Raw genomic sequence first — 12256 nt, 5'->3', positions numbered from 1 at the left:
CACCTTTCCCACAGGTACGAAGGGCGCGACGGGGTGTGTTCAGCCGAATGGCAACTGCTTTCCTGACATGCAGTCACCGAGCGGGAATTGACGATTGGTCAAGGATGGGTGACGAATGGTCAGAGAAGGCCGAATCGTTCCGCCCACGCCATGACGTCCCCGGTTGTCGCGTTGCCGCCGCAGACGACCAGTCCCAGCCGGGCACCGTCCCCGACCCGCTCCAGCACGCGCCGGGCCGCGGGCAGCAGACAGCCGGCGGCGGGCTCGGCCCACACCTTGGCGTGGTCGGCGAGCTGGAGCGAACCCTGCACGGCCTCCCGGTCGGTGACCACGAGCACCTCGTCGACCAGGGCCGACACATGGTCGTACGTCAGCTGCGACACGGCAGGGGCGCTGAGCGTGGACACGATCGACGACAGCGCGACCGGCACCGGCCCGCCCGCCGCCAGCGCCTCCGACATGGCCGTGGCGCCCTCGGTCTCCACACCCCAGATCCGCACCCCCGGACGCCGGGCCCGCAGCGCCGCCGCGACCCCCGCGATCAGCCCGCCGCCCCCGATGCTGACGAGGACGTCCGTGAGCTCACCGGCGTCCTCCGCGAACTCCAGCCCCACGGTGCCCTGCCCGGCGACGACCAGCGGGTCGTCGAAGGGGTGGACCAGCGTCAGTCCCTCGTCGCGCAAGCGGGTCACGAGCGAGAACGCGCCGTCCATGTCCTCGGTCAGCCGCACCGCGGCACCGGCCGCCTCGGCGATCTCCACGGCACGGGCGGGCGCCGAGCGCGGCATGACCACCGTGGCCTTCACATGGAGGGCCGCGGCCGTCATCGCGAGCGCGATGCCGTGGTTCCCGCCGCTGACCGCGACCACACCGGCGGCCCGCTCGGCCGCGCTCAGCGAGAGCAGCTTCGCGGTCGCGCCGCGTGCCTTGAACGAGCCGGTGCGCTGGAGCAGTTCGAGCTTGGCGGTGACCGGAGCCCCGAGCAGCGCGGACAGGCCGGGGCTCGGCACGGTGGGGGTGCGGACGACATGTCCGGTGATCCGCTCGGCCGCGGCTTCGATCTCGGAGATCCCGATCAAGGCAGTCACCCTTCCCGGTACGGACGTCCCGCACCGCTTCGACCCTGACGCGGCGCGCGGTGCGGGTCAACCGGGTTCCGCCGACGGCCGCCTCAGAGGTCGCGCCGGACCAGGAAGTCCAGCAGGCACCGCAGCTCGTGCAGCGCGGTCGCCTCCAGGAGCACCTCGTCGAGCGAGGCCTGCGCGGCGTCGAGATGCCGGCGTGCCTCGGCGAGCGCCGCCGCCCGGCCACCCGCCTCCTCGATGAGGGTGGCCGCCTCGGCGGGGCGGTCGCCGGTTTCCAGGAGCCCGGCGAGGCCCGGGGCGTCGAGGGCGACGAGCACCGGGTACGTCTTCTTCCGTTCCCGGAGATCGGCGTGCACGGGCTTGCCGGTGACGGCGGGGTCGCCCCAGATGCCCAGCACGTCGTCGACGACCTGGAACGCGATGCCGATGTGCCGCCCGGCCCGGTCGAGCGCGCCGACCGCGGCCGCCGGGGCACCGCCCAGCAGGGCACCCAGCCCCAGTGCACAGCCCAGCAGCGCGCCCGTCTTGTGCTCGGCCATCGCCCGGTACTGGGCCGGCTGGACCCGCCCCGGACCGGTCCAGGGCCGGTCGGCGAACAGCAGGTCGTCGGCCTGACCGCGCACCAGGTCGCTGAGCGCCCGGGCCGTCAGCCGGACGGCGGCGGGCCCGTGACCCGTCTCCGCGAGGGTCTCGACCGCCAGGGCGAACAGCGCGTCGCCTGCGAGCACCGCGGGACCGGTGCCGTACGCCTTCCAGGCGGTGGCGCGGCCCCGCCGTGCCGTGTCGCCGTCCATGATGTCGTCGTGCACCAGCGAGAAGGTGTGCAGCAGCTCCACCGCCACCGCGGCCGGCACCCCGGCCCGAGCGGGCGCCCCCGCCGCCTCTGCGCCGAGCACCGCCAGCGCCTGGCGCACGCCCTTGCCGCCGGACGCGACCGCCGACGCGCCCCCGACCTCGCACCAGCCGAAGGAGTAGGCGGCCATCTCACCCACCCACGGGTGCAGCCGATCCACGGCCGACCGCAGGGCGGGGCGCACCAACGCGCGGCTGCGGTCGAGGACTTGGGGCACCTCGACGAGTTCTGTGAGGGCCGCGGTCACCGTACGGCCTCCGCCGCTACGCCGAACTCCGTCTGGGCCCGCGCCACCATCTCCTGCGCGTGCCGCAGACCGATGCGGCCCAACACCTCGTACAGATCGGCCAGTTCGGCGGCGGTCTCGCGGCGGTCGCGGCCGAGCTGCGCCCGCGACTTGGCCAGCCCCAGCCGCGCCAGCGCCTCCCCGCGCGGTTCGCTCATCGCCCGGAACTCCGCCAGCGCCTCCTCGTACAGGTCCCGGGCCTCGGCGTAACGCCCGGCGCGGTAAAGGACGTTGCCCCGCATCTTGTGGTTGTAGGCGAGAGCGCCGGAGAGGTTCATCGCGCGGCAGCCGGCCTCCGCCTCCGACAGCAGCGCCAGGGCCCGCTCCACGTCACCGTCGCGCACGGAGACGATGTCGGCGAGCCCGCGCAGCGCCCAGGCATGGCCGCGCCGGTCGTCCGCCCGCGCGGCGACCTCCGCGGCCTCCTCGAACAGCGCGAACGCGGTGTCGTACGCACCGGTGTTGCGGTGCATCTGCGCGATGCCCTCCAGCGCCCACACCGTGTGCCGTGCCTCCCCGCGCCGGCGCGCCTCGGCCAGCAACTGCTCGTGCAGCCGCCCGACCGCCTCGTAGTCCCCCTGGATCCGGCCGGTCTCCGCCAGCCCTGCCAGCGAGTAGCCCCGTACGACGATGTCGCCGCCGCGCTCGCCGAGTTCGGCCGCGAGGCCCAGCAGCCGTCGGGCGAGGGCGAGCGCGCCGCGCTGCCGGGCCAGGGTGCCGCCGCTCCACAGGGCCCAGGCCATCGCGCCGAGATCCCCGGCCTTGCGTGCCGCCCGGTAACTCGCCTACCACGCCCGGTCCGCCTCGCCGACGCGCCCGAGCCGCCGGTGCGCCTCGGCGACCGCCAGTCCCGAGCGCGCCGCCTCCGCGCTCTTCCCGGCCTGCTCGGCGGCCCTCAACTGCTCGGTGCCGGCGGCCAGTACGTCGGTCAGGGAGGAGTTCACGGACAGGGTGGTGAGGGCGCCCTGATACTCCGGGGCGAATGCCTTGCCGTACATGGATGCCTTTCGCTACGCGTGCACGAGCGGTGACCGGCGCACCTATGCACTCTGCGTATACGCGATGTGTATACATGGTGCGTATAGTGCGCCGAAAACCGGCCCTGACCCGTTGCGGGCCAGGGCGTGTCACCTGTTGCCGATCAAGACGTCGGTCGGCTCGATGGGGTTGCTCGTGAGGCGCGGATCACCTTCGGTGGCGCGCTAGTGCTGCTGCGGCTTGTGCGGGGTCGTCTCGCTCGGCCGTACGACGACGTATCCCTGGCCCTGGAGCATCAGCTGGACCGCTTCCCCCGAGCCCCCTCGCAGCATCGAGCCGATGGACTGCGAGCGGTGCAGGGAGGTCTGGAGGCCGGCGGTCCAGCCGACGACCGCGTCCGTGTCGACGTACACCGGGAACTGCGCCGAGACCGGGATGACCAGCGGATTGCCCTCGCAGACCAGGCCGAGGCGGCCCTGCCCGGTGAAGACGCTGTTGAACAGGCCGCCCCCGCTGATCCCGGCGCCCTTCACCGTCGCGATCCGGTACGACAACGAGGCGTCGAAACACAGGACGTTGCGCCCGTTGACCGTGAACTCGTCACCGGGGTCGACGTCGACGACGAAGCAGTTCTGCGCCTCCTGCGCGAACCAGGCCTCGCCCTGCCCGCGCACGGCCATCAGCGGGAGGCCCTCGCCGGTGACCGCACGCTTCAACATGCCGCCCACGCCCTGGCCCTTGCGCTCGAACTGGAGGTTGCCGCGGTAGGCGATCATCGCGCCCTGGCGGGCGAGCATCTCGCCGTTCACCGCGTACCTGATGCACTTGGCGTTCTCGACCGTCATGCCCGGCGCCGTGGCCGGCTGGACCATGTGCTCACTGGAAAACAGGTCACCCTTCATGAGGGCATGGTGTCCCGGACGGTTTCGTTCCGTCACGGGGCCGGGCGGCGGCGTGTCGGACGGGAGCGGCGTCGTCGGGGTCAGGCGCCGAAGAGTTGGGTCCAGTACGTGCCCGCCGAACCGCCGCCCGCGAAGCCGATCCCGATGTGGGTGAAGTCCGGTTTGAGGATGTTGGCGCGGTGGCCGGGGCTGTTCATCCAGCCCTCGACGACCTCGGCAGGGGAGCGCTGGCCGCAGGCTATGTTCTCGCCGATCGAGCGCCGGCTCGCGCCCGCGGCGGCCGCCCGGTGCCAGGGTTGGCTGCCGTCCGGTGAGGTGTGCGAGTAGAAGGCGCGGGCGATCATGTCCGTGCTGTGTGCCTGGGCGGCGGCGGTGAGTCGAGGGTCGACGGTCAGGGCTGGCAGACCGTGGCGGGCGCGCTCGCGGTTGGTGAGGTCGACCACCTGGGAGGCGGTGCGGGTCAGTTCGGCGGGGGTGAGGGGGCGGGCCCACAGGGCGGTCCAGTAGGTGTCGCCGGAGCGGTGGTCGGTGACGTACGCCAGACCCGCGTGCGTGAAGGCCGGGTCGTGCAGGGTCTGCCGGGGCTGGGCGGTGCGCAGGCAGTAGTCGACGAACTCGGCCGGGGTGCGCGGGCCGGAGACGAGGTGCTCGCCGACGGTGACGTACGTGTATCCGGTGGCGGTCAGGCGTTGGTAGACGGAGACGCCGTCCAGCGCCTCGACACCGAGGCGGCCCGACGCGGCCATGGCGGAGGCGTGGGCGCGGGCCGCGGAGGTGAGACGGGCGTCCAGGGCGACGGGCGGGGAACCGGCGGCGCTGCGGGCGGAGTTGACCAGGCCGAGGAAGCCGTCGGGGTCAGGAGAGGGGGAGAGGGACGGGGTGGCATGCGGCGTGGGTGGCGGGGGCGGGTCGTCGGTGACGTCCACGCCGAAGTCCCGTGCCAGTCCGGCCAGACCGTCGGCGTATCCCTGGCCGAGGGCGCGGAGCTTCCAGCCGGGGCCGCGGCGGTAGACCTCCGCGAGGAGCAGGAGGGTCTCCTGGCGTGGGCGGGGCGGGGTGAACCGGGCGAGCGGGCGCCCGCCGGGGCCCGTGACGTCGAGGACGGGGGCGGGCAGGTGGCCCAGGGGAGTGCCGGGGTCGGCCGGGCTGACGACGACCGTGACCTTGGTGGCGCCGGCGCGCAGTCCTGCCGGATGGAGGGTCAGGGTGTCGCCGGTGAGCCGGGCTCCGGGGGCGGCGGGCTGGTTGTAGAAGACGAAGTCGGCGTCGCCCCGGACCTTGCCGTCGTCGTCGGTGATCAGCGCGGACACGTCGAACGGGCCGGGAACCCGGACGGTCACGATGCCGCCCGGGAGGGGCAGATTGCCCCCGGGAACCAACTCGGTCATCGTGCCGTCCTGCTGGTGTCGAGGTGCGGAGCCCCGGGAGGGGGTGTCCGGACAACGTCCGCCCCCCGGCCCGGGTTCCCGCCGCCTCAGTCCCTCGGCACGCCGGGCGCGACGTCCTCGTACCGCTCCACCCCAGCCGTCGAGCCGCGCAGTGTCTTCGCCCGCTTCCCGCAGAACGCCGACTCCAGCGTGCCGAACATGGTGTTGAGGACCGTGCCGTTGTTGGAGGTGTTGACGGCCGCGCTCAGGCTCCGCTTGCCGTCCTTCGAGGTGAACGCGTACGTGTAGTAGCCCTGGACGGCGCCCGTGTGGCCGTACACCGACACGCCGCACGACAGCGTCCGGCGGCGCAGGCCGAGGCCGTACGACGTGTTGCTGTTCACCTTCCACCAGCGCTGCATCTGGTCCAGGCTCGCGGCGGACGTCAGCTTTCCGCGGAGCAGTGCTGACAGGAACGTGTTGAGGTCCCCGGCGGTGGAGATGATCGAGCCCGCGCTCTGCGCCCAGGACGTGGTCTGCCGGGTGGCGTCGACGAGGGCGGCGCCGGGCGTGTCCGGGGTGAGGTAGCCGCGGGCGTGGCGGCCGGGGAGCTTCGTGTCCGGGTGGACGTAGAAGGTGTCGCGCAGCTTCAGGGGCTCGAAGATGCGGTCCTGGTACGCCGTCTGCACGGACCGGCCGGTCAGCTTCTCGATGAGCAGCCCGGCGACGACGAAGTTGGTGTTGGAGTACGAGTAGGCGGCGCCGGGGCGGTTGGTGCGGGCGTGGCGCAGGGAGCGCTTGACCAGCTCGCGGTAGGTGAAGACCTTGGTGCGGACGGCCTCGAAGCCCGGGACCGTGCGGGCGAACATGTCGTTCGTGTAGTCGTACAGCCCGCTTCGGTGGCTCAGGACGTGCCGCACGGTGATGCGGTCGTCGGGCAACAGGCCCGGCAGATAGTGGTTGACCGACGTGTCGAGCCTGAGCTTCTTCTCGTCGACCAGCTGGAGCAGCACCACGGCGGAGAAGGTCTTGGTGACGGAGCCGATCCGGAACTGGTCGAGCGTGCTGATGGTGCGTTTGGTCTTCCGGTCGGCTACTCCGGTGACCGCCCGGTAGACCGTGCCGCGGTCGTCGATCCGGGCGAGCGCGCCGGGCGCGCCCTGCTGCCGGGCCGTGCGCAGCACCGCGCGGACACCTTCGAGGTCGGGCTTAGCCAGGGCCGCGGTGCCGGTCGTGGCGGGGGCGCTGTCCGCCGTGGCGTGGGCCGGGACCGCCAGCAGGGACAGCAGTACCGTCCCCGACACCGTTGCCCTGCGCAGCATTTGTGATGACATCCGACTGTTTCTCCCGTTCCTGGCGGTGAGTCCTCGATGCGAGATCGGTCACACGGACGCCGGGCAACCTTCTCGCATCCCGTCACATCTCCACAGCCGACGCACAGTTGGTCACCCGTTGATCACTGGGCGGTGCGGATTTGCAAAGTATTGCCATGAAAAGCCAGAAAACCGATGATTTGGGCTTTACGTGGACATGACTCATCCGTAAGGGTTGCGATCCGGGGCCCGACCAGCCCCCATGGCGCCCAACCGCGCCATGTCCCAGGGCGGTTGGTGATCCCGGCCGCCTTCGCACGAAGGAACCCTCAACAGTGCGTAGACCCCACATACGCAGCCTGGCCGTCGCCGTCGCGGTGACGACGGCCGCCACGGGGCTCGCGGGTACGGCCTTCGCCGACCCGTCCACGGGGAAGTCGAGCCAGGCCGCTGCCGTCACCGCCACGACCGTCGTCGACGCGGCCCGTGCCGCCGCGTTCGCCCACGCCTCCGCCACCGGAGTCGCCCAGGGCGACGAACTCCACGCCCAGGACGTGCTGATCGACCCGGAAGGGGGCCGGCACGTCCGGTTCGTCCGGGCGCATCAGGGCATGGCCGTCCTCGGCGGCGATCTCGTCGTCCACCTCACCGAGCGGCTGACCTACGCGGGTGTCACCCGGGCGGCCGACCACAAGGTCGACCCATCGGCCACGCGCGCCCGGCTGACGGCCGGACAGGCCGAGGAGAAGGCCGCCGCCGTCGCGAAGGGCGACGCCGGGCCGGCCGAACTCGTCGTCGACGCCCGCGGCGGCGCGGCGGCCCTCGCCTACCAGGTGCGGGTCACCGACAGCGCCACCGCCGAGGCCGGCTCCCGCACGGTCGTCGTCGACGCCCTCACCGGCAAGGTGCGCAGCAACACGCCGGACAGCGACGAGTTCCTCTCGCCCAAGCTCCTCGACACCCTGCGCGAGCGCGGCGAGACGCTCGACCCCGCCACCGGCACCGCCCCGCAGGCCTCCGCGCTCGCGGCGACGGCCTCCGGCACCGGCAACTCGCTCTTCGCCGGCAAGGTCCCGCTGACCACCACGAAGACGGGCAGCCGCAGCTACGTCCTGAAGGACCCCAGCCGCTGGGGCACCGAGACCCGGGACGCCAAGGGCCAGGAGCTGGAGGTCTTCGCCCGCGGCAAGAAGTTCACCTCCACCACCAACAAGTGGGGCAACGGCGCCGTCTCCAGCCGGGCCAGCGCCGCCGTCGACGCCCAATACGGCATCACCAAGACCCTGGACTTCTACAAGAAGACCTTCGGCCGCAAGGGGATCGCCAACAACTCCAAGGGCGCCAAGGCGATGGTCCACTTCGGCAACAAGGTGGCCAACGCGTTCTGGGACCCCGCCTGCGGCTGCATGCTGTACGGCGACGGCGACGGGGACATGTTCAAGAAGCCGCTCGTCGTCCTCGACGTCACCGGCCACGAACTCACCCACGGCGTCGTGGACGCCACCGCCCGCCTGGAGCCCACCCGGGTCGACCAGGACGGCAACCAGTACGGCGAGGCCGGCTCCCTCAACGAGTCGCTCGCCGACATCTTCGGCTCCAACGTCGAGTTCAGCGCCAACAACGCGAAGAACCCGCCGAACTACCTGCTCGGCGAGAAGCTCGGCCTGGACCAGAAGTTCCTGCGCCGCCTCGACAAGCCGTCCCTCGACGAGCTCGAAGGCGCCATCGACTACTGGTCACCGGCCGTCTACGACGCCGAGGTGCACGCCGGTTCCGGTGTCTCCTCGCACGCGTACTACCTCCTCGCCGAGGGCAGCGGCCGCAAGAAGATCGGCAGCGTCACCTACGACTCGCCGACCTTCGACGGCCTGCCCGTGAAGGGCATCGGCCGCGCCAAGGCCACGGCGATCTACTACCGCGCGCTGACCCGCTACATGGTCTCCACGACCGACTTCCACGACGCCCGCGTGGCGACGCTGAAGGCGGCCAAGGACCTGTACGGCGCCGGCAGCACCGAGTACAAGGCGGTGGACCGCTCCTGGGCCGCCGTCAACGTGACCCCGGCCAACACGCCCGCGGCACGGCACTGAGGCGATCCCGGCCGCCGGACGTCAGGTGTCCGGCGGCCGGGACATCCGGTCGAGCGGCCGGGACATCCGGTTGAGGCGCGGTCGGGGCGCCTCCTAGCGTCCGCTGCCATGGAGACGGCGGCCGGCGTGCCCAGAACGCCGATGGCGAGGGCTACGCGGACGGCGACGCCGAGGGCAAGCGCATGTTCGTGGTCCCCGAGGGCCGCGGGCGCGGGCTCGCCCGAGTGGCTACGAGCCGACGGCCAACTTCGGTTCCTACCGGGGTTATTCGGACAGCCACTGCTTCGCCAAGCCGCTCTGACCGCGCGGACGTCCGTCAATTCGGGTTCTTTTATTGACGACGGAAAAGAACCCTCATAGGTTTCCGGCCATGCGCCCGACCCACCCGCCCTCTCGCGCCGAGACGTTCCCCGTCAACACCCCTGCCGCCGCACAGGTGTTCACCACCGTCCTCACCCAAGGCCCCCTCGCCCGGCTGGAGGTGGCCCGCCGCGTCGGTCTCTCCCCGGCCGCCGTCACCAAGGCGGTCCGGCCCCTGATCGAGGCCGGATATCTGATGGAGGACGTGGACGAGGAGTCCCGTCCGGCGCTCGGGCGGCCCGCCAACCTGGTCCGGGTGGACGGCGGTCGGGCCCTGTTCGTCGGCGTCAAGGTGACCGGCGACGAGGTCATCGGAGTCCTCACCGACCTGTGCTGCCGCATCCGCGTGGCCCGGCACGTACCGCTCGCCGACCGCGCCCCGAAGGCGGTCCTGGCGTCGATCGCCGAGCTGGTGCACGACCTCCTCGCGGCGGCGGACGGACTCCGGGCCCCCGTCCTGGGCCTGGGCGTCGCCGTCTCCGGGGACGTGGACCGCGGCGAGGGCACCGTCCGCTACTCGCCGTTCCTCGACTGGCGTGACGTACCGCTCGCCGAACTCGCCACGACGATCACGGGGTTGCCGGTCACCGTCGACAACGACGTACGCGCCCTGACCGTCGCCGAGCAGTGGTTCGGCGCCGGCGCCGGACTGTCCGACTTCGCCGTGGTGACCGTCGGCGCCGGCATCGGCTGCGGTCTCGTCGTCCACGGCCGGGTGGTCGCGGGGGCGCACGGCGTGGCCGGGGAGATCGGCCATGTCACCGTCGACCCGGGCGGCCCGCTCTGCCACTGCGGCAACCGCGGCTGCGTGGAGGCGATCGCGGGGGAGGCCGCCGTCGTCCGGCAGATCCAGGAGGCCACGGGCGTCCAACTCGCCGACGCCGCCCAGGCCTTGGCCATGGCCCGCGAAGGCGTCCCCGGGGCGCGGGAGGTGTACGCGCGCGCCGGGGAGGCGATCGGCCGCGGCATCGCCACCGTCGCCAACCTCCTCGGCCCCGAGCGCGTGATCATCTCCGGCGAGGGGCTGGCCGCCTACGACCTGTTCGCCGAGCACATCCGCGCCGTCTTCACCGCGGCCGCCTTCGGTTCCGCCGCCCAGTGCGACGTCCAGACCCGCCCGCTCCCCTTCGAGGAGTGGGCCCGCGGGGCCGCGGCCACCGCGATCCAGTCCTTCGTCCGAGCCGACAGCTGAACAACCGAGCCGATCCCAGGAGGTACGGCCCATGCGGTCACCCTCGTACTCCGTCATGCCCGCACGCACCCTGAGAGCCCTGGTGGTGCTGACCCTGGCCGCCGGTGCCGTGGTCACCGCGCCGACCGCCCACGCCGAGACCGCTCCTCTCGCCGCCAAGCCCTATATGGGCTGGTCGAGTTGGAGCATGCAGTCCTCCAAGTACCCCGGTCTCAACCCGGACGGCGACTACAGCTACCTCACTGAGGCCAACGTCCTGAAGCAGGCCGGGGCCCTCGCCGCCAAGCTGAAGAAGTACGGCTACGCATACGTCAACATCGACGCCGGCTGGTGGATGGACAAGGCCTGGAAGTCCGGCTTCGACGAGTACGGCCGCCAGAAGCCCGACCCCACCCGGTTCCCGCGCGGCATGAAGGCCGTCGCCGACGACCTGCACGCCAAGGGCCTCAAGGCCGGCATCTACCTCCCGGCCGGCCTGGAGAAGGGTGCCTACGGCGACGGGAAGACACCGATCTGGAACGCGGACGGCTGCACCACCGCCGACATCGTCCACGACGACCTGCGCACCACCAACGGCTGGGACAGCGCCTACAAACTCGACTTCGCCAAGCCCTGCACCGCCAAGTACATAGACTCCCAGGCCCGGTTGATCGCCGACTGGGGCTACGACTTCCTCAAGCTCGACGGCGTCGGCCCCGGCTCCGGCAAGAGCGGCGACCAGTACGACAACGTTGCCGACGTGGCCGCCTGGCACCAGGCCATCGCCGCCACCGGCCGCCCGATCCACCTCGAACTGTCCTGGTCCCTGGACATCGGCCACGCCGCCGACTGGAAGAAGTACTCGCAGGGCTGGCGTGTCGACACCGACGTCGAGTGCTACTGCAACACCCTCGTCAGCTGGGAGAACTCCGTCGACGACCGCTGGGACGACACCCCGGCCTGGACCCGGCACGCCGGCCCCGGCGGCTGGAACGACCTCGACTCGCTCGACGTCGGCAACGGCGAGATGGACGGCCTGACCAAGGCCGAGCGGCAGAGCTACGCCACCTTGTGGGCCATCGCCAAGTCCCCGCTCTACACCGGCGACGACCTCACCCGTCTCGACTCCTACGGCCTGTCCCTGCTGACCAACCGCGAGGTCATCGCCGTCGACCAGAACGCCAATCCGCCCGCGCACCCGGTCACCCCGTCCGACCCGCAGCAGGTGTGGGCCGCGCGGAACACCGACGGCACCTACACCGTCGCCCTGTTCAACCTCGCCGACAAGCCGGCCTCGGTGACCGCCGACTGGTCCACTCTCGGCTTCACGGGCAAGGCGGCCGTCCGCGACCTGTGGAACCACGAGAACCTCGGCACCTACAAGAACGGGATCACCCAGGCGCTGCCCGCCCACGGCTCCCGCCTGTTCACCGTCACCCCGCGCGGAACGACGCTGCGGTGGACCGGCATCGAGGCCGAGTCCCCCTCGAACACCCTCTCCGGCAACGCCTCCGTCGCCGACTGCTCGGCGTGCTCCGGCGGGAAGAAGGTCGGCAACCTCTATGTCGGCGGCAAGCTGACCGTCAACGACATCGTGGTCCCCAAGAACGGTACCTATCAGCTCAAGGTCGCCTACGTGAGCGGTGACGCCCGCTCGGTCAACGTCTCCGCCAACGGCGGCGCGGGCGCCGGCCACAAGTTCCCCTCCACCGGCGACTGGGGCACCGTGTCGAGCGTCCACGTGCCCGTGACGCTGAAGGCCGGCGCCAACACGGTCACCTTCGACAGCGGCACCGGCTACGCGCCGGACATCGACCGGATCGATGTCCCCCAGTCCTGACACCCCCACCA

The 12256-nt window shown here is 71.9% G+C and carries 8 protein-coding genes and 2 pseudogenes; 4 read left to right on the top strand and 6 right to left on the bottom strand.

Going from position 1 to position 12256, the window contains the following annotated elements; translation table 11 throughout:
* Positions 1-119: 119 nt before the first annotated feature.
* The 6 genes and pseudogenes from IQ210_RS04200 to IQ210_RS04175 all read right to left on the bottom strand — a co-directional run bounded on the left by IQ210_RS04200 (position 120) and on the right by IQ210_RS04175 (position 6805).
* Entirely contained in the window at positions 120-1079 is a 960-nt protein-coding gene (locus tag IQ210_RS04200) for a threonine/serine dehydratase (RefSeq protein ID WP_194077142.1), read from the bottom strand.
* A 92-nt stretch (positions 1080-1171) separates the two neighbouring features.
* Positions 1172-2185: a polyprenyl synthetase family protein gene (locus IQ210_RS04195; protein WP_322656308.1), complete on the bottom strand. Its 1014-nt coding sequence runs from the start codon at positions 2183-2185 to the stop codon at positions 1172-1174.
* Positions 2182-3222: pseudogene (locus IQ210_RS04190) on the bottom strand (tetratricopeptide repeat protein). The gene IQ210_RS04195 and the pseudogene IQ210_RS04190 overlap by 4 nt, the downstream one beginning before the upstream one ends.
* A 204-nt stretch (positions 3223-3426) precedes the next feature.
* Positions 3427-4104 carry an AIM24 family protein gene (locus IQ210_RS04185; protein WP_194077140.1) on the bottom strand — a complete coding sequence of 226 codons (678 nt, stop codon included), beginning with the start codon at positions 4102-4104 and terminating at the stop codon, positions 3427-3429.
* An 80-nt stretch (positions 4105-4184) separates the two neighbouring features.
* Positions 4185-5492: a CAP domain-containing protein gene (locus IQ210_RS04180; protein WP_194077137.1), complete on the bottom strand. Its 1308-nt coding sequence runs from the start codon at positions 5490-5492 to the stop codon at positions 4185-4187.
* An 86-nt stretch (positions 5493-5578) separates the two neighbouring features.
* Positions 5579-6805: a serine hydrolase domain-containing protein gene (locus IQ210_RS04175; RefSeq protein WP_194077134.1), complete on the bottom strand. Its 1227-nt coding sequence runs from the start codon at positions 6803-6805 to the stop codon at positions 5579-5581.
* 314 nt (positions 6806-7119) lie between these two features.
* Here IQ210_RS04175 and IQ210_RS04170 point away from each other — a divergent pair, with 314 nt between their 5' ends.
* The 4 genes and pseudogenes from IQ210_RS04170 to IQ210_RS04160 all read left to right on the top strand — a co-directional run bounded on the left by IQ210_RS04170 (position 7120) and on the right by IQ210_RS04160 (position 12245).
* Positions 7120-8874 (top strand): M4 family metallopeptidase, encoded by a 1755-nt coding sequence (locus tag IQ210_RS04170; protein WP_194077132.1) that lies wholly within the window; start codon positions 7120-7122, stop codon positions 8872-8874.
* A gap of 116 nt (positions 8875-8990) precedes the next feature.
* A pseudogene (locus tag IQ210_RS47085) lies at positions 8991-9175 on the top strand (GNAT family N-acetyltransferase); the annotation flags it as partial.
* A gap of 69 nt (positions 9176-9244) precedes the next feature.
* Complete coding sequence (locus IQ210_RS04165; RefSeq protein WP_194077130.1) at positions 9245-10426, top strand: ROK family transcriptional regulator; 1182 nt, start codon at positions 9245-9247, stop codon at positions 10424-10426.
* Between the two features lie 31 nt (positions 10427-10457).
* Positions 10458-12245 (top strand): alpha-galactosidase D, encoded by a 1788-nt coding sequence (locus IQ210_RS04160; protein WP_194077128.1) that lies wholly within the window; start codon positions 10458-10460, stop codon positions 12243-12245.
* The last annotated feature ends 11 nt before the right edge of the window (positions 12246-12256 follow it).

This window comes from Streptomyces justiciae (assembly GCF_015163075.1).
GTDB lineage: Bacteria > Actinomycetota > Actinomycetes > Streptomycetales > Streptomycetaceae > Streptomyces > Streptomyces justiciae.
The sequence above is the reverse complement of the archived record's forward strand: the minus strand, read 5'-3'. Positions and strand labels throughout refer to the sequence as shown.

Coding starts and splice junctions, on each gene's coding strand:
- IQ210_RS04160 (WP_194077128.1), top strand. CDS start 10,458: ATGCGGTCACCCTCGTACTCCGTCATGCCCGCACGCACCCTGAGAGCC.
- IQ210_RS04185 (WP_194077140.1), bottom strand. CDS start 4,104: ATGAAGGGTGACCTGTTTTCCAGTGAGCACATGGTCCAGCCGGCCACG.
- IQ210_RS04165 (WP_194077130.1), top strand. CDS start 9,245: ATGCGCCCGACCCACCCGCCCTCTCGCGCCGAGACGTTCCCCGTCAAC.
- IQ210_RS04175 (WP_194077134.1), bottom strand. CDS start 6,805: ATGTCATCACAAATGCTGCGCAGGGCAACGGTGTCGGGGACGGTACTG.
- IQ210_RS04180 (WP_194077137.1), bottom strand. CDS start 5,492: ATGACCGAGTTGGTTCCCGGGGGCAATCTGCCCCTCCCGGGCGGCATC.